The 18,602-nt window shown below is 66.0% G+C and carries 19 protein-coding genes; 14 read left to right on the top strand and 5 right to left on the bottom strand.

The annotated features are described in order from the left end of the window. Positions 1 to 92: 92 nt before the first annotated feature. Together glf and ACOIX3_RS37735 are read left to right on the top strand one after the other, a co-directional pair. Complete coding sequence (gene glf, locus ACOIX3_RS37740) at positions 93 to 1,301, top strand: UDP-galactopyranose mutase (RefSeq protein ID WP_420967055.1); 1,209 nt, start codon at positions 93 to 95, stop codon at positions 1,299 to 1,301. A 65-nt stretch (positions 1,302 to 1,366) separates the two neighbouring features. Beyond that, positions 1,367 to 2,638, top strand: coding sequence for a serine hydrolase domain-containing protein (locus ACOIX3_RS37735; RefSeq protein ID WP_420967054.1), 1,272 nt, complete (start codon positions 1,367 to 1,369; stop codon positions 2,636 to 2,638). 90 nt (positions 2,639 to 2,728) lie between these two features. On the opposite strand, the gene ACOIX3_RS37730 is transcribed toward ACOIX3_RS37735, so the two are convergent. Beyond that, positions 2,729 to 3,034, bottom strand: a complete 306-nt coding sequence (locus ACOIX3_RS37730; RefSeq protein WP_420967053.1) for a hypothetical protein — start codon at positions 3,032 to 3,034, stop codon at positions 2,729 to 2,731. Between the two features lie 449 nt (positions 3,035 to 3,483). Between ACOIX3_RS37730 and ACOIX3_RS37725 the strand changes: the two genes are divergently transcribed. The 3 genes from ACOIX3_RS37725 (at position 3,484) to ACOIX3_RS37715 (ending at position 5,749) form a co-directional block, all read left to right on the top strand. Further along, positions 3,484 to 4,785 (top strand): PQQ-dependent sugar dehydrogenase, encoded by a 1,302-nt coding sequence (locus tag ACOIX3_RS37725; protein ID WP_420967052.1) that lies wholly within the window; start codon positions 3,484 to 3,486, stop codon positions 4,783 to 4,785. A gap of 137 nt (positions 4,786 to 4,922) precedes the next feature. After that, a complete protein-coding gene (locus ACOIX3_RS37720) occupies positions 4,923 to 5,252 on the top strand; it encodes an ArsR/SmtB family transcription factor (RefSeq protein WP_420971891.1) in 330 nt (109 codons plus the stop codon). Further along, positions 5,249 to 5,749, top strand: a complete 501-nt coding sequence (locus ACOIX3_RS37715; protein ID WP_420967051.1) for an SRPBCC family protein — start codon at positions 5,249 to 5,251, stop codon at positions 5,747 to 5,749. Before ACOIX3_RS37720 ends, ACOIX3_RS37715 begins: the two co-directional genes overlap by 4 nt. A 21-nt stretch (positions 5,750 to 5,770) precedes the next feature. Here ACOIX3_RS37715 and ACOIX3_RS37710 read toward each other — a convergent pair whose 3' ends face one another. The 3 genes from ACOIX3_RS37710 to ACOIX3_RS37700 all read right to left on the bottom strand — a co-directional run bounded on the left by ACOIX3_RS37710 (position 5,771) and on the right by ACOIX3_RS37700 (position 7,892). Continuing rightward, positions 5,771 to 6,220, bottom strand: a complete 450-nt coding sequence (locus tag ACOIX3_RS37710) for a tautomerase family protein (RefSeq protein ID WP_420967050.1) — start codon at positions 6,218 to 6,220, stop codon at positions 5,771 to 5,773. 81 nt (positions 6,221 to 6,301) lie between these two features. Next, positions 6,302 to 7,156, bottom strand: coding sequence for an alpha/beta fold hydrolase (locus tag ACOIX3_RS37705; RefSeq protein WP_420967048.1), 855 nt, complete (start codon positions 7,154 to 7,156; stop codon positions 6,302 to 6,304). 46 nt (positions 7,157 to 7,202) lie between these two features. After that, entirely contained in the window at positions 7,203 to 7,892 is a 690-nt protein-coding gene (locus ACOIX3_RS37700; RefSeq protein ID WP_420967047.1) for an alpha/beta fold hydrolase, read from the bottom strand. A 167-nt stretch (positions 7,893 to 8,059) separates the two neighbouring features. On the opposite strand from ACOIX3_RS37700, the gene ACOIX3_RS37695 reads away from it, so the two are divergent. The 8 genes from ACOIX3_RS37695 to ACOIX3_RS37660 all read left to right on the top strand — a co-directional run bounded on the left by ACOIX3_RS37695 (position 8,060) and on the right by ACOIX3_RS37660 (position 16,377). Then, on the top strand, positions 8,060 to 8,662 hold the full coding sequence (locus ACOIX3_RS37695; protein ID WP_420971890.1) for a CGNR zinc finger domain-containing protein: 603 nt from the start codon (positions 8,060 to 8,062) through the stop codon (positions 8,660 to 8,662). A 28-nt stretch (positions 8,663 to 8,690) separates the two neighbouring features. Further along, complete coding sequence (locus ACOIX3_RS37690) at positions 8,691 to 9,374, top strand: haloacid dehalogenase type II (RefSeq protein ID WP_420967046.1); 684 nt, start codon at positions 8,691 to 8,693, stop codon at positions 9,372 to 9,374. A 190-nt stretch (positions 9,375 to 9,564) separates the two neighbouring features. Next, positions 9,565 to 9,912, top strand: a complete 348-nt coding sequence (locus ACOIX3_RS37685; protein WP_298368713.1) for a hypothetical protein — start codon at positions 9,565 to 9,567, stop codon at positions 9,910 to 9,912. Between the two features lie 524 nt (positions 9,913 to 10,436). Continuing rightward, entirely contained in the window at positions 10,437 to 11,900 is a 1,464-nt protein-coding gene (locus ACOIX3_RS37680; RefSeq protein WP_420967044.1) for a phenylacetate--CoA ligase family protein, read from the top strand. 23 nt (positions 11,901 to 11,923) lie between these two features. After that, a complete protein-coding gene (locus tag ACOIX3_RS37675; protein ID WP_420967043.1) occupies positions 11,924 to 12,721 on the top strand; it encodes an ABC transporter permease in 798 nt (265 codons plus the stop codon). Between the two features lie 12 nt (positions 12,722 to 12,733). Next, positions 12,734 to 13,561 carry an ABC transporter ATP-binding protein gene (locus ACOIX3_RS37670; protein WP_420967042.1) on the top strand — a complete coding sequence of 276 codons (828 nt, stop codon included), beginning with the start codon at positions 12,734 to 12,736 and terminating at the stop codon, positions 13,559 to 13,561. Continuing rightward, positions 13,561 to 14,154, top strand: coding sequence for a GNAT family N-acetyltransferase (locus ACOIX3_RS37665; RefSeq protein ID WP_420967040.1), 594 nt, complete (start codon positions 13,561 to 13,563; stop codon positions 14,152 to 14,154). Before ACOIX3_RS37670 ends, ACOIX3_RS37665 begins: the two co-directional genes overlap by 1 nt. A gap of 165 nt (positions 14,155 to 14,319) precedes the next feature. Next, positions 14,320 to 16,377 (top strand): DEAD/DEAH box helicase, encoded by a 2,058-nt coding sequence (locus tag ACOIX3_RS37660; protein ID WP_420967039.1) that lies wholly within the window; start codon positions 14,320 to 14,322, stop codon positions 16,375 to 16,377. A 277-nt stretch (positions 16,378 to 16,654) separates the two neighbouring features. Here the strand turns inward: ACOIX3_RS37660 and ACOIX3_RS37655 are convergent, their stop codons facing one another. After that, complete coding sequence (locus tag ACOIX3_RS37655; RefSeq protein WP_420967038.1) at positions 16,655 to 18,148, bottom strand: sensor domain-containing diguanylate cyclase; 1,494 nt, start codon at positions 18,146 to 18,148, stop codon at positions 16,655 to 16,657. Positions 18,149 to 18,270: 122 nt separating this feature from the next. On the opposite strand from ACOIX3_RS37655, the gene ACOIX3_RS37650 reads away from it, so the two are divergent. Then, the gene (locus tag ACOIX3_RS37650) at positions 18,271 to 18,549 is read left to right on the top strand and encodes a DUF7662 domain-containing protein (RefSeq protein ID WP_420967037.1); all 279 of its coding nucleotides are present in this window, start codon (positions 18,271 to 18,273) and stop codon (positions 18,547 to 18,549) included. Positions 18,550 to 18,602: the final 53 nt, after the last annotated feature.

Raw genomic sequence — 18,602 nt, 5'->3', positions numbered from 1 at the left:
ATCTTCGCCGGAAGTCGGCCGCAGCGCCGTTGAAGCTCCGACGGGATGTCGCGGCGGGCTGTCGCCCAGGCCCGCGCGGGGCCGGGGGCCGCATGCAGCTTGAGAGTTTCGATGTCGTCGTGGTGGGGGCGGGCTTCTTCGGCGCCGTGATTGCGGAGCAGGTGGCGAGCAGGCTCGGCCGCTCCGTCTGTGTGCTCGACCGCCGTCCGCATATCGGCGGCAACGCCTATTCGGAGATCGATTCCGACAGCGGTGTCGAGGTGCATCGCTACGGCACGCATATCTTCCACACCAATTCCGAGACCGTCTGGCGCTATCTGCACCGCTTCACCGAATTCACCGACTACCGTCACCGCGTCTTCACGGTGGCGAACGGCCGCGTCTATTCGATGCCGATCAACCTTGCGACGGTGTGCGCCGCGTTCGGCCGCATCATGTCGCCGGATGAGGCGCGCGCCGTGATCGCGGCCGAAGCGGCGGCGCATGGCGCTTCCGGGATCGGCAATCTCGAGGACAAGGCGATCGCCTCGGTCGGCCGCACGCTCTACGATCTCCTGATCCGCGGCTATACGCAGAAGCAGTGGCAGACCGATCCGCGCGAGCTCTCGGCCGATATCATCGGCCGCCTGCCGGTTCGCTTCACCTTTGATGACCGCTACTTCGCCGACCGCTACGAGGGTATGCCGCTCGACGGCTACACCGCGATCTTCCGCCGGATGCTCGGTCATCCCCGGATCGCGCTGCAACTCGGCCTCGACTATTTCGACGTCGCCGACCGCATCAACCCGCGCCAGCTCGTGATCTATACCGGCCCGATCGACCGCTTCTTCGACTATGCCTGCGGTCATCTCGGCTGGCGCACCGTCGACTTCGCGCGCGAGGTCCATGACGTCGCCGATTTCCAGGGGGCTGCCGTCATCAACTATGCCGACGCCGAGGTGCCGTTCACCCGCATCCACGAGTTCAGGCATCTGCATCCGGAGCGCGCGCATGTCGGGGCGCGGACGACGATCTACCGCGAATATTCCCGCTTCGCCGGCCGCACCGACGAGCCGTATTATCCGATCAACACGGCAGCCGACCGCGCCATGCTCGCGTCCTATCACGCCATGACGGCGTCGCATCCGAACGTCATCTTCGGAGGCCGGCTCGGCTCCTACAAATATCTCGACATGCACCAGGCGATCGGCGCTGCGCTCAAGACGTTCGAGCACGAGGTCGAGCCGTTCTTCGCACAAGAAGGCATGCGCCAGGGCGACGCGGCCGCGCGCCGCGCCGCCTTGTCGCCTCTGCCGGCGTGATCTAATCCTGCCGGCGCGGGCCGCGAACCACATAACAACTGCCTGCGGTCCCCGGTGAGGAAACAATGAGAAAAATTGCCATTGCCGCGGCTGTCGCCGCCACATGTTTTGCCGTCAACATCGCCCATGCCGCGCCGCCGCTGCCGGAAGCTTCGGCGCATCAGGCCGGTTTCTCGGATCAGGGACTGGCGCGGCTCGATGACTTCTTCGCGCGCGAGATCGCGGCCAAGCGCGTGCCCGGCGCCGTGGTGGCGATCGCGCGCGACGGCTGGCTCGTGCATCACAAGGCCTACGGCCAACTCGACCCGGTGAAGGGCACGCCGATGCCGATCGATGCCGTGTTCGCACTGGCCTCGATGACCAAACCGATGGCGGCGGTCGCCGGGTTGACGCTGATGGAGCAGGGCCGCCTGCCGCTGCAGGCGAAGGTTGCCGAGTTCTATCCGGCGTTTGCCGACATGAAAGTCGGCGTGCAGCAGGCCGACGGTTCGCTGACGATGGAGCCGCAGGCCCGGTCGATCTTCGTCCACGATCTCTATCGCCACACCTCGGGCCTGATGTATGGCGGCCGGCCCGACAGCTCGAGCGCGCTGGCGCGGCTCTATCCCGACGGCACGGCGCCGGCGGTCGAGGGCGACACTCAGACCTTCATCGACCGCATCACCAAGCTGCCTCTGGTACATCAGCCCGGCACCGAGTTCGAGTACGGCTTCTCGATCGACGTGCTCGGCGCCGTCGTCGAGAAGGTTTCCGGCCAGCGGCTCGGCGACTACCTTTCGGCCAACGTCTGGAAGCCGCTCGGCATGAAGGAAGCAACGTTCCACCCGACCGATGCGCAGCGCGCGCGTCTGGCGCATCCGTTCCCCAACGATCCGCTCACCGGCAAGCCGCAAGCCATCAAGCTGCTCGATGTGCCGACCAGGTTCGACTGTGGCGGCGCCTGCTCGTTCGCCACCGTCGGCGACTATGTCCGCTTCGGACAGATGCTGCTCAATGGCGGCGAGCTCGACGGCAAGCGCATCCTCAGCCCCCAGACGGTGCGCCTCATGACGTCGAACCATCTCGGGCCCGAGATCAAGAACAACGTCGCCGCGGTCGAGCCGCATCGCGGCGGCTTCGGCTTCGGGCTGGCGGTCGCGGTGCGGACCAGCGAGGGGCTGTCGTCGGTGCCTGGCAATCCCGGCGAGTTCACCTGGAACGGCGCCTATGGCACGCAGTTCTTCTGCGATCCGAAGGAGCGCCTTGTCGTGGTGGTCGGAACCGCAGCGCCCGGCGAGCTGCGCAAATATTATCGTGAGAACGTGCAGGACATCGTCTACGGCGCGATGGTGAAGTAAGCCGCGTCCTTTCGGCGTCAATCATAGCGGCTGACGAATGGCAAAGGCCCATCGCTCAAGCCGAGCGACGGGCCTTCAGATTTGCGTGGGCTACCACTGCCGATAGACGCCGGTCAGCGTGCCGTTGTTGTTCCCTTCAGGGCCGACGTCGCCCTGTGTCGAACTCGGCGTCGGATGGTTGCTGCCATGATGGGAGCGATGAGGCCCGTACCAGCCGGGTTGCGCCGGATAGTACATCACGTGCGGCCGGACGCGATCGAAGTTCGGGCCGTTGTAATCCCAGGCATAGTCAGCGTTTCGATGCGGATCGTCGTAGAAGCCCTGCGCGAACGCGCCGGCGGTGGTTGCGATCAGCGCAGAAGCGGCCAGGGCGAGGATCCTGATCTTCCGTTGCATTCGCTTGCTCCTTGCTGTGTCCCGACCAGCCCAACGGTCGTTGGTGGAGCAGCGTTCCCGGTTTTCCGATCAACTCCGTGGCGTGCACGCGCGCCTCGTGATCATGTTTTGGTGAGAGTTGTTCGCACCCTGAACGGCCGGCGCTGTCGCTGTGCCCGGTCCAATGCATCTGGTGCCGGGCCGCTATGCGTTTCCGGCTATAACGCCCCGCAGCCGGCCGCGCCCGCGGTGCTTCGAAAAGCCGGGCGCTTCGTAAAAGGAAGCCCGCCGACCGGGGCGGGCAAGGTCTCAGGGAGGAAAACGCTCTGACAAGGGAGCGTATGGCCAGTCTCCCCGATTCGATGGCGGATGCGAAGATCGTATAACTACTGTCATCAGGGCCGGCATTATGCGAATGCTGCTGCGGCCCGAGGCCGGCGGGCAAGGCGCGAATCTAACAGGGGAAGTACATGAGCACGTCTGGAGTTTTTGCCCGCGTCGTCGCGGCGATCGGGGCCGGCGCCGTGGCGTGGCGGCGGATGCAGGGCGCCGAGCCCGCACCGGCCTGGGGCAGCGCGCCGCAAATTCCGGCGGCGAAGTCGCAGGGCGCGATCCCGACGCTGAAGATGCCGACCGCACGGGGCTGGGACAAGGGCCAGCTTCCGACCGCTGCGCCAGGGCTCAAGGTTAACGCCTTCGCGGCCGGGCTCGATCATCCGCGTTGGATCAACGTGCTGCCGAACGGCGACGTGCTGATCGCGGAGGCGACGCAAATCGCAGGCACCCCGCGCAGCGTCTTCCACTATGCGATGCAGGCGACAATGCGCCGCGCCGCCGCCCTCGGCGTCAGCGCCAACCGCATCACGCTGCTGCGCGACCGCGATGGCGACGGCGTCGCCGAAAGCCGCGGTGCCTTCATGGAAGGCTTGCGCCAGCCGTTCGGCATGGCGCTGATCGGCGACACGTTCTATGTCGGCAACACCGATGGCGTGGTTGCGTTCCCGTACGCCGCGGGTGCGGATCGCATCACGGCGGAGGGACGCAAGCTCGTCACCTTCAAGCCCGACGGGCACTGGACGCGCAGCCTGCTGCCGAGCGCCGACGGCAAGAAGCTTTATGCCGGCGTCGGCTCGCTCAGCAACATCGCCGAGAACGGCATGAGGGTCGAGGAAGGCCGTGCCGCGATCTATGAGCTCGATCTCGCCGCCGGCACTAGCCGCATCTTCGCCGGCGGCCTGCGCAACCCGGTCGGGCTCGCATGGGAGCCGACCACCAATGTGCTGTGGACCGTCGTCAACGAGCGCGACGGCATCGGCGACGAGACGCCGCCGGATTATCTCACCTCGGTGCGCGACGGCGGCTTCTATGGCTGGCCCTATTGCTACTGGGGCAAGACGGTGGACGATCGCGTGCCGCAGGATCCGGCGATGGTCGCCAAGGCGATCCAGCCGGACTACGCGCTCGGTGGCCACACTGCATCGCTCGGCCTGTGCTGGATGCCCCAGGGCACGCTGCCGGGTTTCCCCGATGGCATGGCGATCGGCCAACACGGCTCGTGGAATCGCTCGACGCTGTCGGGCTACAAGGTGGTGTTCGTGCCGTTTACGAACGGCCGTCCCTCGGGGCCGGCGCGCGACATCCTGTCCGGCTTCCTCGCGCCCGACGAGAAGGTGTCGTATGGCCGCCCGGTCGGCGTCGCGCTCGGCCCCGACGGCTCGCTGCTGGTGGCCGACGATGTCGGCAACGTGATCTGGCGCGTCACGGGGGCGTAAGCCGCTCCCGTTTCCCGCGAGGACTCCTTGAATGGCGCGGCTTCGATCGGAGCCGCGCCGTTTCATTTGCAGCAATCCGTTAGTCTTGACTTACCGTAAGCATAGACTTACGATAATTTCCGACAACGGACGATACGATCATGATCAGCGCAGAACGCGCGCTCGACGCGCTGGGAGACCCGACCCGCCGCCTGGTGTTCAAGCGGCTGCGCGAGGGCAATCGATCGGTGCAGGAGATCGCGGACGGCCTCAAGGTCAGCCGTCCAGCGGTCTCGCAGCATCTTCGGGTGCTGAAGGACGCTGGCCTTGCCGTGGTGCGGATCGAAGGCACGCGGCGGCTCTACGCCATCGACACCCGCGGGCTCGAGAGCCTGCGCGGCTGGCTCGACGGATTCTGGGACAAGACGCTCACTGCGTTCAAGCAAGCGGCCGAACGCGAAGCCGCAAAACAGAGGAGATCCCGATGACGACGCAAGCGACCTCCGACAATTACGATCCCTACAGCGTCCGCAAGGTGATGAACGTCGAGGCGCCGCCGGCGGTGGCCTGGCGTGTCTTCACCGAGCAGATGGGCACGTGGTGGCCGCTCGCGCATTACAAGATCGGCAAGACCAATGCGGTCGATGCGATCATCGAGCCGCGCGTCGGCGGCCGCTGGTACGAGCGCGGCGACGACGGCAGCAGCTGTGACTGGGGCAGCGTGCTGCTCTGGGAGCCGCCGTCCCGCCTCGTGCTGTCGTGGGACATCACGGCGGACTGGCAGTACGATCCGAACCTGAAGACCGAGATCGAGGTGCGCTTCATCGCCGCCGGCAAGGACGCCACCCGCGTCGAGCTGGAGCATCGCAAGCTCGACCGTTACGGCGCCCGCGCTGCCGAGATGCGCCGCGTCTTCGATACCGAAGGCGATTGGGGGCGGCTGCTGGCGATGTTCGCGGCGCGCGCCGCGCAGGGGCCGAAATGATGACGGCGGGCGTGCGCGGGCTCAGCGCCGCCCGGTGATCGACTGCATGAAAACCCGATCCGCCTCCGGCAGCGCGTCGGTCCACGCCGGCTCGTCGCCGGGCTCGGGCAGCACATGGCCGAACTCGATCATCTGCCGCGGTTGCAACTCGTTGAGGTAGACCCAGACCGCGCGCTTGCTGTCGACACTGGCGGCGGCTCCGACCGCGTCCGCCATCAGTTTGATCATTCGCGTCTTGTCGACGGCGGCGCGGCCGGAGCGGATATGGCCGTAGACGAAGATGTGGTCATGCGCGACCGGGACGCCGCCCATGAACCAGTTGCCGGACGTGACCTCGCTGAAGATCACCTGTGCGAAATAGCTCGGCGCGCCCGTCACCTCGGCGTGGATCCGGGTGATCTCACCCGCGATTCGGCCCTTCTGTTCCGCGCTGAGGCGGCCTTGCGCACTGGTGCAGGTATAGGTTGGCATTGGCGTGACCTCGCTTGGATGTCGATCGGCTCCAGCTTCCGCGCCGAATCGGTGCCGTCAAGCACAACGATCACGCAGACGTCAGCGGCCGAGGAACTCGCGGATGGCTTGCGCGATCTCGGCGGCATGGGTTTCCAGCGCGAAGTGGCCGGTGTCGAGGAAGCGCACCACCGCATTCGGATTGTCGCGCTTGAACGCTTCGGCGCCCGGCGGCAGGAAGAACGGATCGTTCCTGCCCCACACCGCGAGGAACGGCGGCTGGTGGGTGCGGAAGTAGGTCTGGAAGGCCGGGTAGAGCGCGACGTTGCTCTTGTAGTCGCCGAACAGATCGAGCTGCACGTCATGGGCGCCCGGTCGCGTCATGTAGTAATTGTCGAGGTTCTGGCCGTCAGGCGACACGGCCTGCGGATCTGGCGTGCCGTGGGTGTACTGCCAGCGCGTGGTGTCCGGCGTCAGGAAGGCACGCAGCGCGTCGCGGTTCGCCGGCGACGGGTCTTGCCAATAGGCCTTGATCGGGGTCCAGCCATCGCTGAGACCTTCCTCATAGGCATTGCCGTTCTGCGAGATGATCGCGGTGATCCGTTCCGGATGTTTCGCCGCCAGACGGAAGCCGGTCGGCGCGCCGTAGTCGAACACATAGACCGCGTAGCGGTCGAAACCGATCACCTCGGTGAAGCGGTCGATCACGCCGGCGATATTGTCGAAGGTGTAGTTGAACTTGTCGCGCGGCGGCATGTCGGACTGGCCGAAGCCGGGGAGATCAGGCGCCACGATGTGGAATCTGTCCGCGAGCAGCGGGATCAGATCGCGGAACATGTGTCCCGCGCTCGGGAAGCCGTGCAGCAGCAGCAGTTTTGGCGCGCCGGGCAAGCCGGCCTCGCGATAGAACACGTTGAAGCCATCGACATCGGCCGTGCGATACTTGATCTCGGACATCTGTCACTCCTGTGATCGTGATCGTGGGGAGGTTAGGATTGGTCTGCTAGGCAAGCGCGCCGATCGCTTCCCGGATGATGTCGGCGACGAGCTTTGGCGCCGTCACGATCGGGGTGTGATCGACGGCGTGTGAACGCACGGCAGCCTTCATCCGCGCCGCCATGCCGCGCTGGGTCTCGGGCGCGATCATCCGATCCTCCTCGGCAACCAGGAACCAGCTCGGGACGTCCTTCCAGAGCGGGCGGCCGACCGGCACCGTGATGCAGGCGGGTGAGATCGGCCGCTGCACGGCCGCGAGCACTGCCAGGTCCTCGGCGCGCGCGCCCTGCGCGAAGGCCGATGCGAAGGCGGGCTCGGGCAGCCAGATCAGGCCGCTCGTGTCGGGCGCGAGTTTTGGTGCGAACGGATGCGGCGGTGCGCGATAGAACACATCGGCCACCGTCTCGCCCTCGTCCGGCGCCAGCGCCGCGACATAGACCAGCGCCTTGATGCGCGGCGAGCGGGTCTCGGCGATCACAGCGCCGGCATAGGCATGGCCCGCCAGCACGACCGGTCCCTCGACGCGATCCAGCGTGCGGTTCAATGCGGCGACGTCGTCGGCGAGCGAAGTGAGGGGCAGCGGCGCTGCGACGGCGGTGATGCCCTCGGCATCGAGCGCCGTGATCACCCGCGCCCAGCTCGACCCGTCCGCCCATGCGCCATGGGCAAGCACCACGCTGACATCCTTGTTCGACATCCTGAGCTCCCTTGTTTCAGTAGTAACCAGTAAAATGTCAATTGACAGGTTACTTCGCTTATGGCCCAATACTAGTAACTTGTCAACGGCGTTTAAGCGGGTTATTCCGACCGAGTTCAGAGAAAGCCGCCCAGGAGAGCGCCACCGTGCAGTCCCACCCGCCCGCGATGTTCATCGCCGATAGCCTGGGCCTCGATTTCATCAACTCGATCGCGACCCCGGTCGATACGCCGGTCGACTGGATCGCCGATGGCGACGGCCTGGTGCGCTGGCTCGCACAGGCGAAGCTGGTGCAGTCAGATGTGCTCGACGAGCTGAAGGCGCGCGCGGCGCCGGGCGAACTCGACCGCGTCGCCGGTCAGGCGCGCGATCTGCGCGAATGGTTCCGCGGCTTCGTCCGCAAGCATATGGGCCGGCCGCTGACGCCGCGGGCGCTTAAGGAAATGGAGCCGCTGAACCGGCTGCTCGAAAGTGATCAAGCGTTCAGCCGGATCGTGCCGGATCGCCACGACGATCATGACGGCTTCGCGCTGGAGCGGACGCGACGCTGGCGCTCGGCCGAAACATTGCTGCTGCCGATCGGCGAGGCGATGGCCAAGGTCGTCTGCGAGGAAAGCTTTTCCGACATCAAGGCGTGCGAGGGCCCGGCCTGCACGCTGATGTTTGCCGATCACACGCGGGCGCGTGCGCGCCGCTGGTGCAGCATGGCGGTCTGCGGCAACCGCGCCAAGCAGGCCGCGCATCGCAGCCGGATCAAGGACAGGGGCTGAGAACCAACCCAACCAAACGGAGAAAAAAATGGCGCTTCCTCTGATCGTGTTCGACGTCAACGAGACCCTGCTGGACCTCGAGACCATGGAGCCGGTGTTCGCGCGCATCTTCAATGACAAGAGCGCGATGCGGCTGTGGTTCGCGAATTTCATCATGTACTCGGCTTCGCTCACGGTGGCGGGCTGCTACGTGCCCTTCACCGACATCGGCGCGGCCGTCATGAAGATGCTGGCCGACACCCGCGGCATCAGGATCAATGAGTCAGACAAGAAGGAGCTGACCGAGAAATTCTCCACCATGCCGCCGCATGCGGAAGTGCCGGCGGCGCTGCGCAAGCTGCGCGCGGCGGGTTTTCGGCTGTTCACGCTGACCGACAATCTGCTGGAAGTGCAGACGAGGCAGCTGACGAACGGCGGCATCGTCGACCTGTTCGAGCGGCGCTTTTCCGCCGACGGCGTCAAGCATCACAAGCCGTCGCGGCAGGCCTATGGCTATGTCGAGCAGGAACTCGGGGCCAAGCCGTCGGAGTTCTGCCTGATCGCCTGCCACACCTGGGATACGCTCGGCGCAGTTGCCGCCGGCTGGGAGGCCGCGCTGATCAAGCGGCCCGGCAACGATGTGCTTGGCGTCGGTCCGCAGCCGCAGGTCGTCGGCCGCAATCTCGACGACGTCGCTGACCAGCTGATCCACCGTTACCGCGCCAAAGGGTAACGGTCGCTGACGGATTTCGCGGCGGAGGGGAGGTCAGAAACCCCTCCAGGCCCGATCGCTCGGAAGCGCGTAAAACCGGAACGAAATCCATAGCGGTTTTCAACCATGCCCCTTGAGCCTTCCTCAACTTCCCCGGCCGATGCTTCGCCCGCCGCACAGGACGGACCAGGGATCGACAAGGAGCTTGAGCATGCCGGCCAAAGGACGAGCGACCGCGACCAATGCCACCGCGCAATCGCGCGAGGATATCCTGAACGCGCGGGCCATCAGCACGCTGGGCGCCGGCGTCGTCAACGCGATGAGTGCGGTCGGCGCCGCCGTCATCAAGAAGCACAAGCCGGCGCTCGGCAAGAGTCCGGATTGGTTCTGGCACGTGTTCGCGAAATGCGAGGCCAAGGCCGCGCGCGTCGCCGAGCAGGCCGCGCGCGATCCGGAGGCCTGTGGCGATGCCACCTTCATCGAGGTCTATGCCGCGCAATTGCCGAAGCTGATGGCATCCGCACTCGAGAGCCACGACAAGGCGCTCAAGGCGAAGTGAGGTCGCGTCAAGTAAGAGCTGAAAACGGCGATCGTGCCGTTGTCGTTCCCGCGACCTCTCAATTGCGTTGCTGCGCAGAGCAGCCATGCGCGTGAAACCATAACCCGCCGCCGTTCGTAACCAACGGGTGGCAGAAGTCCGCGCCCGCGGGCTTCCGGATTTTTCAGTCCAAGGCGGTGGATGGTGAAGCACCTTGTTTCCGATGAAGAGAAGTGTGACGCGTGCAACGGGACCGGCTTTCCAGCGGTGAAGCAGCCGGGCGAGCCGGGACGCAAGATCTATCCCGAGCCCTGCAAGAAATGCGGCGGCAAGGGGCGGATCAGGAAGGCGACGTGGGGGAAATAGCCACCTGAAGCAATCAGTCCTGTAGTCCTGTAGGGCGGGTTACGCTTCGCTAACGCGCCCTACGTCGCTGCTGCGATCGGGGGTGCACCGCATGTGACGCGCGTCACGGCGGCCACGCGCACCGCGAGCCATTGATAGCGCCATGAACGGGCGGTCTCCCGTCAATCATGGAGCTGAAGATGACGTCCTCCCTTGCGATCAGCGTTTCCGATGACGGCCTTGCTCTGGTGCCGGAGCACGATCAGGCCGCCGCGTCCCTCGTTCCCGCCGATGCGGCCGGCGCGCCGCAGCGCCAGTTCTGGGAGACCGAGCACACCCGCCCGGACTTCCAGCCCTCCAACGAGGCAGCACCCGAGCTGGTCGCGGCTACCGCGAACTATCTCGGCGAATGCATGCGGCATCCCTATCTGCCGGTGTCCGAAATCCGCGCGCGGCAGTTCGCTCGCATCAAGGAGCTGGTCGAGCTCGCCTATCGCGACATTCCGGTCTACCGCGCCAAGTATGATGCGGCCGGCTTCAAGCCGGAGCATCTGCGCGACCATGACGACATCCAGAAGATCCCTGTTATCACCAAGCCGGAGCTGGTCGCGGCCTTCCCGGACCAGTGCGTCAACAAGAAGTACAAGCCGGAAAACCTGTTTCCGACGCGCTCATCGGGCTCGTCCGGCCAGACGTTGCTGATCCGCGTCGACTATGACGCCGTCATCACCGACACCATCCAGGGCGTCCGCCAGTTCGCGATGCAGAGCGGCGGCAATTACCGCACTGATGATTTGCTCGCCCATGTCTACACCGTGCCGTGGTGGTTCGATTCGATCGGCGGCGATTATCCGACCGCTTTCATCTCGAACCTGATCCCGCCGGCGCGCGTTGCCCAGCATCTGCGCTATCTCGGGCCGAAGATCCTCTCGCTCTATCCGTCGAGCCTGGATGCGCTGATGCCGCATGTCGACGAGTTCCGCGCCTCTCTCAATCTCGCGGTGACGCATTCGGAATTTTCCTCGCGTACTGCCCGTCAGGAATGGTCGCGTCAGCTCGGCGTGCCCGTGCTCGACGAATATTCCTCCGAGGAGGCGACGCGGATCGCACTCGAGATGCCCGACGGCCAGTATCACGTCTGCGAGGACACCGTGCATCTCGACGTGCTCGATCCCGTCACGATGCAGCCGCAGGCCGACGGCCAGTCCGGCATCGCCGTGATCACCAATTTGCTCAACGAGGCGATGCCGTTCATCCGCTACGTGCAGGGCGACTACATCACGCGGCCGGCCAATCCGGCGCCATCAGACATCAACTGGTCGCAGATCGCCAGCATCGACGGCCGGCTCAACGACGCCTTCGTCAACCGCGACGGCCGCAAGGTTCCGGCCGGCAGTATCCTCGATGCGACCTATCGCTGGATGTTCGACTGCAATCTGCATCTGGCGCAGTTCGAGATCGTGCAGCGTGGCGTCGACCTCGTCGAGGCGCGCGTCGTGCTCGGCCAGGATACGCCGATGTCACGGCTGCACGGCTCGGTCGCGCATCTCGAGGATCTGCTCGCAGCCTGCCTCGAGCATCCGGTCCGGGTGCAGGCCAACGCGCTGCTGGCGTTTCCGCCCAAGGTCGGCAAGCGCCGCCCGATCCGCCGCGAGATCGACTAATGCCAGCCGCACGGGTGGATGCCATGACACAGTCACTGAACCGCATCGCCGCTATGACGGCGCGCTATTACTACATCCTGCGCTCGTCGTGGCTGCGGCTGCTCGAGATCATCTACTGGCCGGCGATGCAGATGATGGTGTGGGGTTTCCTCTACACCTACCTCTATCAGAGCAAGTCGGCGATGGCCTCGACCGCCGGCCTGCTGCTCGGCGCCGTCCTGCTCTGGGACGTGCTGTTTCGCGGCCAGCTTGGCTTCACCTTCACGTTCCTGGAGGAGATCTGGTCGCGCAATCTCGCCAATCTGATGATGAGTCCGCTGCAGCCTTTCGAGCTTGCGGCCTCGCTGATGCTGATGAGCCTGATCCGGCTCGTAATCGGCACGTTGCCGGTGACATTGCTGACGCTGTTGCTGTTCGGCTTCAACGTCTATGCGATGGGGCCGGGGTTGATCGCGTTCTTCTTCAACCTCGTGCTGACCAGCTGGGCGATCGGGCTCGTCGTCGCCGGCCTCGTGATCCGCCAGGGCCTCGGCGCCGAAAGCCTCGCTTACTCGATCATGATCGTGCTGCTGCCGCTGTGCTGCGTCTACTATCCGGTCGAGGCGCTGCCTCTCTGGCTGCATCCGGTCGCCTGGTCGCTGACGCCGACCTATGTGTTCGAGGGCATGCGCGCCGTGCTGCTCGACGGCACCTTCCGCACCGACCTGATGATCGAAGGCCTCGCGCTCAATGCCGTCTATCTCGGCATCGGCTTCGCCACATTCGTCGCCTTGTTGCAGAGCGCCCGCCACAAGGGCGGCCTGCTCACCATGGGCGAGTAAGGGGAGACATCCATGAGCCGCATCGAACGTTTTTTGCCCCGCCGACATCTGACACCGGTGTCGCCAAACACCACGCCCGCGCAGGACAACGCGCCTGTGAGCCTCGGTATCGATGAGGCGCCGGCCATCGCGGTCGAGGACCTCTGCAAGAAGTACCGCACCCATTGGGCGGTCGACGACGTGAACTTCAACGTGCCGAAGGGCTGGACCGTCGGCCTGCTCGGCGGCAACGGCGCCGGCAAGACCACCACCATCGCCATGATCATGGGCCTGGTGGTGCCAAGCTTCGGCCGCGCCATGGTGCTCGGCCACGACATGGCGACCGAGCGTCACAAGGTGCTCAGCCGGATGAATTTCGAAAGCCCCTATGTCGCGTTGCCGGGGCGGCTCACCGTGCGGCAGAACCTGACCGTGTTCGGCCGGCTCTATGGCGTCGCCAATCTCAAGGCGCGGATCGAGGAGCTGATCGAGGACTTCGAGCTCGGCGACGTGCTCGACCGCGTCACCGGGCGGCTCTCGGCCGGGCAGAAGACCCGCGTCGCCGTCGCGAAGGCGCTGATCAACGAGCCGGACGTGCTGCTGCTCGACGAGCCGACGGCATCGCTCGACCCCGACCGTGCCGAGTGGGTGCGCAGCCGGCTGCGCGCCTATCAAAAGCGTCGCGGCGCCACCATCCTGCTGTCCTCGCACAACATGACCGAGGTCGAGCAGCTCTGCGACTTCGTCGTCATCATGAGCCGTGGCCGCGTCGTCGCGATGGGATGTCCGGGCGAACTCGCCGAGCGCTTCAAGTGCCGGGACCTCGACGAGGTCTTCATCTATCTGGCGAGGGTCGCGTGATGCCGCTGCTTGGTTCCCCGAACCGCGAACCGATCGCGATCCGTCGGGAGCGCCGTTCCGACGTGGCGGCGCGCGAAGCCCTGCTCGATGCCGCGTTCGGCCCGGGCCGGTTCGCCAAGACCTCGGAGCGGCTGCGCGAGGGGCGCAAGCCGGCGCGCGGCCTTGCCCTGGTCGCGCGGCGCGGCGGCCGGCTGGTAGGCACATTAAGGCTGTGGCCGGTCGTGACCGGCACCGGCCACGCCTGCCTGCTGCTCGGCCCGCTCGCGGTGGCGGAGGATGCGCGATGTCTCGGCATCGGCGCCGCGCTGATGCGACAGGCCTTGCAGCGGGCGCAGCGGCTCGGCCACCGCGCCGTCATCCTGGTCGGGGATGCAGCCTATTATGACCGCTTCGGCTTCTCGGCGACGCAGACCGGCGCGTTCCGCATGCCAGGCCCGTATCAGCGCGATCGTCTTTTGGCCTGCGAACTGGTGCCGGGCACGTTGCGCGGGGCGGGCGGCCTGATTGCCGCAGCCAGCCCGCGGCCATCGCGGTTGTCCGGATTGGTGGACAGGATCGCTGGCAGCCAGGCCTCGCTCGGACAGCCGGCCTGATCCGGCACCTTTTCCGGCTTGGGGGGCCTTGGGGGCATGGCGGTTTGGTTGTTCTTGGCGTAAAGCAGCCCAAATCGTCATGCGGCTGTGCCGCCTGCCGGGTACGCAGCCTCAGGTCGTCCTGCTCGACGTTCTGCACCCGGACCAATCAAGGTTTTCCATCCCGTGCCCTTCCCGACCACAAGTTCGCCGCTCGCCCGCGCTTTGGCTGAGCGCAACTACGAACAGCCGACCCCTGTCCAGCTCGCCGTGCTCGCGGACGACGCCGTCGACCGTGATCTTCTCGTTTCGGCCCAAACCGGCTCGGGCAAGACCGTTGCCTACGGATTGGCCATGGCGAAGGACCTGCTCGACGGCGCCGAGCGGTTCGAGCCGGCGGCCGCACCGCTGGCGTTGATCGTCGCGCCGACGCGGGAGCTCGCCTTGCAGGTTCAGCGCGAGCTCGCCTGGCTCTATGAGCATGCGGACGGTCGCGTCGTTTCCTGCGTCGGCGGCATGGACCCGCGCCGCGAGCAGCGCGAGCTTGCCGCAGGCGCCCACATCGTGGTCGGCACGCCCGGCCGGCTGTGCGACCATTTGCGGCGGGGCCGTCTCGATATTTCGGGCTTGCGGGTCGTCGTTCTCGATGAGGCCGATGAGATGCTCAATCTCGGCTTCCGCGAGGACATGGAATTCATCCTCGAGACCACGCCGGACACGCGCCGAACCCTGCTGTTCTCGGCGACGTTTCCGCGCGGCATCGTCGCGCTGGCCAAGCAGTATCAGCAGCAGGCGTTCCGGATCGAAGTCGCGGGCGACGAGGGCGGCCATGCCGATATCGAGTACCGCGCCATCCGGGTGGCCGCCGACGATGTCGAGCACGCGGTCGTCAACGTGCTGCGCTTCCATGAGGCGCCGAGCGCGCTGGTGTTCTGCAACACGCGAGAAGCCGTCAGGCATTTGCAGGCGGCGCTGCTGGAGCGCGGGTTCTCCGTGGCCTCGCTGTCAGGCGAAATGACCCAGAACGAGCGCACCCAGGCGCTGCAGGCGTTGCGTGACGGACGATCCAGGGTCTGTGTCGCGACCGACGTGGCGGCGCGCGGCATCGACCTGCCGAGCCTCGACCTCGTCATTCATGCCGATCTGCCGAAAGATCCGGAGGTCATGCAGCATCGCTCGGGCCGCACCGGCCGCGCCGGCCGCAAGGGTGTCAGCATCCTGCTGGTGCCGCCGGCACGGCGGCGCCGCGCCGAATTGCTGCTGAATCTGGCCGGCATCGATGTGGTCTGGGGTTCTGCGCCGCAGGCGGACGAGATCCGCAAGCTCGACCATGACCGCCTGATGCAGGATGCGGTGTTCTCCGAGGAGACGACCTCCGACGACCTGGCGCTCGCGCAAGCCTTGCTTGCCGAACGGTCGCCCGAGGCGATCGCCGCGGCGCTTGCCCGGTTCTATCGCGCGCGGCTGCCTGCGCCTGAAGACATTCTCGATCCCGGCGAGGGACGCGGCCGCGAGCGCGACGAGCGCCGCGGCGAGCGTACCTCGCGCCGCGAGGACCGTCCTGCCGGGCCGCGATCGAAGGCCGGCAAGGCTTCCCCGCGTCACGGCATGGAGGAGGCTACCGTCTGGTTCCGCGCCTCGATCGGACGCAGAAAGAATGCCGAAGCCCGCTGGCTGTTGCCGATGATCTGCCGCCGCGGCGGCATCGACAAGCACGACATCGGCGCCATCAAGATCTCGGATACGACCACCGAGTTCGAGATCGCCGCGCGGGTCGCGGATTCCTTTGCCGTCAAGATCAAGCGTCCGGACAAGGAAGACACCATCCGCATCGAGCCGCTGGCGGACGCTCCGCAGCGCCAGGCACCCTCGGACAAGCCGGCGCGCAAGCCCAGGCACGAGCCTTGGCGCGACAAGGATGACGGCGGGCACAGCGCACCGCGCCGCGACGAGCCGCGTGACGACGCGGCCGCAAAGCGACACGGCAAGCCGGACCGCGAGGCGAGAGCGTTTTCGAAAGAAGGCGCGGGCCGTTCGCGTGAAGACTATGCGCCAAGACAGGAACCGAGAGCCGCGTTCCGATCCGACCGGGACGGAAAGGGCGCGAAGCCGAAATCTGGCGATGAGCCAAGGTTCGGGAAAAAGAAAAATCGGAGCAAGCCCGGCCAAGCCGGACACTGGCCGGACGTGTCGGCGGCGAAACCGAAGTTCGGCAAGAAGCCGAAGAAGAAGCACCGCGGCTGAGCTGGCGCCGGTGGCGCCGTTGCGCGTTCAGAAAGCCGATGTATTGGTCTCGAGCGCTGCAACACATTCGGTGTCGTCCCGGGCAAGCGCAGCGCGACCCGGGACCCATAACCACCGATGCTTGTTGTTGCATGGTGCTCGGGCCGCAGCTCGCTTCAACAACGAAGGCCTGTGGCTATGGGTCCCGGCTTTCGCCGGGACGACGATGCGGAGAGACTTGCGCGACTAACTTTGATTGCGTGTGCAGCTCGGCGCCTTGCCGCCGCCAACTCCGTCCCTACGCCACCAGCGCGATCTTCGGCACGGTGGCAAGCACCGACTGGTTGCGGCCGTTGGCCTTGGCGGCGTAGAGCGCCCTGTCGGCGGCTTCGATCAGGTCGGACCATTGCTGGCCCGCGAGCGGCCGCATGCTGGCGGCGCCGATGCTCACCGTCGTGATCAGCTCACCCTCGCACCATTGCTGGACCTTGCCGCGGATGGTCTCGGCCAGGTTGAAGGCCTCGAGCGCGGTCATGTTGGGCAGCAGCACGGCGAATTCCTCGCCGCCGAAGCGCGCCGGGCAATCGCCGGCGCGGCGCACCGCATCCGAAATGCAGATCGCGATTCCCACCAGCACCTGGTCGCCGGCCTGATGCCCGTAGGTGTCGTTGTAGGCCTTGAAGTGGTCGGCATCGATCATCAACAGCGCGACCGGCTGACCGTAGCGGCCGGCACGGCGCCATTCGCGGTCGATCTCGGCATCGAACTTGCGCCGGTTCTTCAGGCCGGTGAGGGCGTCGGTGGTCGCCAGCTCCTCGAGCTTGTCCTCGGCGTCGGCGCGGCGGACGATCTCGCGGGCCAGCACCAGCGTCGCGCCGAGTACGAACAGCACCAGAAAGGCCATGATCGTGCCGATCCGGATCGCCTCGGTGCGCCACAGATTGAACACGGCTTCGAGCGGCTTGCCGACCACGACGTAAAGCGGCCCGCTGCTGCTGCGCCTGACATAGAGCCGCGGCGTGTCGTCGACCGGGCCCTTGCCGGAGAATGCGCCGCCCACCTTCAGGCTCTCGGATTTCCAGTCCAACTGCTCGGCGAGGTTCTTGCCGATCACGTCGAGATCGAACGGCGTCCGCATGATGATGGTGCGGTCGTTGCGCAGCACCGTGATGGTGTCGCCCGGCGTGAGATTCAGCCGCCCGAACAGATCGTGGAAATAGCTGAAGCGGATCGAGCCGACCACGACGCCGAGGAAGCGGGCGTCCTCGCCGGTGATGCGCCGGCTCAGCACGATGGCGTAGGCGCCGCGATGCAGCATCGGCCGGCTGACATACAGCCCGGTGTCGGGATGGTCGCGCTGGATGGCGAAGTATTCCTCGTCGCTGCGGTTCTCCGGCTGCGGATCGAGGCTCGCCGCGTCGATGGTCAGATTGCCCTTGGTGTCGAACACCTGGATTGCGCCGAAATGCTTTGCGGTCGCGGCGTGATCGAACAGGATTAGCTGGCGCAGTTCCTTGCTGACGCCGCGGATCTCCGGCATTTCCAGATTGCTGGCGACCGCGCGCAGCGACAGGTCGTAGAGCTCGATGTTGCGGCTGATGTCGGCCTCGATGCCTGACGCCAAATTCTCCAGGGTCCGGCGGGCCAGCTGTTCCTCGCCGCGGCGCATGTCGAACATCACGCCGGCGCAGATCGCGGAAAAGCCGAGGACGGTCGCAATCGACGCAGCGATCAGCAGCTTTGCCGATAGCCGCCAGCGCCGCCTTGCGTCGTTTCCCCGTCGAAATGGCATGTCCCGCTCCAAAGTGCCGTCATGCAACGGGAAATCTTGTTGTCGCCTTAAATGGCGACAGCGGCCGCCGAATGGGTTAACGGGTGGTTGCCGGACCCAGGTTTATTGTCATCGAGGATGTTGTGAACGACTACGACGCGCTGCGCGACTATCTGAAGAAGCAGCATTTGCCCGAATTCGTGCTGACCTTCGACGAGATCGAGGCGATCATCGATGCGGCGCTGCCGCGCGCTGCGCACCGGGCGTCGTGGTGGGAAACCCTGCGCAGCCCGCAGGAGAAGATGCCGCAGCGCGAAGCCTGCCTCGACGCCGGCTACATCGCCACCCGCCAGGCCGACGGCAGGAGCGTCAGGTTCAAGCGAATGCCTATTCGTCGTCCCGGCGAACGCCGGGACCCATAACCACAGGGCGTTGTTGTTACGAAGGCAATTGGCCCCAGCGCATCATGGATGGG

The sequence above is a fragment of the Bradyrhizobium sp. B120 genome, from assembly GCF_049075665.1.
Taxonomy (GTDB): Bacteria; Pseudomonadota; Alphaproteobacteria; order Rhizobiales; family Xanthobacteraceae; genus Bradyrhizobium.
Note: the sequence above shows the minus strand (reverse complement) of the source record. Positions and strands in the feature narration are given on the sequence as shown.

What these genes read in the sequence shown, in the direction of transcription:
- ACOIX3_RS37680 (WP_420967044.1), top strand. Translation starts at nt 10,437, where the DNA reads ATGACGTCCTCCCTTGCGATCAGCGTTTCCGATGACGGCCTTGCTCTG.
- ACOIX3_RS37715 (WP_420967051.1), top strand. Translation starts at nt 5,249, where the DNA reads ATGACGACGCAAGCGACCTCCGACAATTACGATCCCTACAGCGTCCGC.
- ACOIX3_RS37695 (WP_420971890.1), top strand. Translation starts at nt 8,060, where the DNA reads ATGTTCATCGCCGATAGCCTGGGCCTCGATTTCATCAACTCGATCGCG.
- ACOIX3_RS37735 (WP_420967054.1), top strand. Translation starts at nt 1,367, where the DNA reads ATGAGAAAAATTGCCATTGCCGCGGCTGTCGCCGCCACATGTTTTGCC.
- ACOIX3_RS37705 (WP_420967048.1), bottom strand. Translation starts at nt 7,156, where the DNA reads ATGTCCGAGATCAAGTATCGCACGGCCGATGTCGATGGCTTCAACGTG.
- ACOIX3_RS37730 (WP_420967053.1), bottom strand. Translation starts at nt 3,034, where the DNA reads ATGCAACGGAAGATCAGGATCCTCGCCCTGGCCGCTTCTGCGCTGATC.
- ACOIX3_RS37665 (WP_420967040.1), top strand. Translation starts at nt 13,561, where the DNA reads ATGCCGCTGCTTGGTTCCCCGAACCGCGAACCGATCGCGATCCGTCGG.
- ACOIX3_RS37725 (WP_420967052.1), top strand. Translation starts at nt 3,484, where the DNA reads ATGAGCACGTCTGGAGTTTTTGCCCGCGTCGTCGCGGCGATCGGGGCC.
- ACOIX3_RS37655 (WP_420967038.1), bottom strand. Translation starts at nt 18,148, where the DNA reads ATGCCATTTCGACGGGGAAACGACGCAAGGCGGCGCTGGCGGCTATCG.
- ACOIX3_RS37710 (WP_420967050.1), bottom strand. Translation starts at nt 6,220, where the DNA reads ATGCCAACCTATACCTGCACCAGTGCGCAAGGCCGCCTCAGCGCGGAA.
- ACOIX3_RS37690 (WP_420967046.1), top strand. Translation starts at nt 8,691, where the DNA reads ATGGCGCTTCCTCTGATCGTGTTCGACGTCAACGAGACCCTGCTGGAC.
- ACOIX3_RS37670 (WP_420967042.1), top strand. Translation starts at nt 12,734, where the DNA reads ATGAGCCGCATCGAACGTTTTTTGCCCCGCCGACATCTGACACCGGTG.
- ACOIX3_RS37685 (WP_298368713.1), top strand. Translation starts at nt 9,565, where the DNA reads ATGCCGGCCAAAGGACGAGCGACCGCGACCAATGCCACCGCGCAATCG.
- ACOIX3_RS37700 (WP_420967047.1), bottom strand. Translation starts at nt 7,892, where the DNA reads ATGTCGAACAAGGATGTCAGCGTGGTGCTTGCCCATGGCGCATGGGCG.
- ACOIX3_RS37675 (WP_420967043.1), top strand. Translation starts at nt 11,924, where the DNA reads ATGACACAGTCACTGAACCGCATCGCCGCTATGACGGCGCGCTATTAC.
- glf (WP_420967055.1), top strand. Translation starts at nt 93, where the DNA reads ATGCAGCTTGAGAGTTTCGATGTCGTCGTGGTGGGGGCGGGCTTCTTC.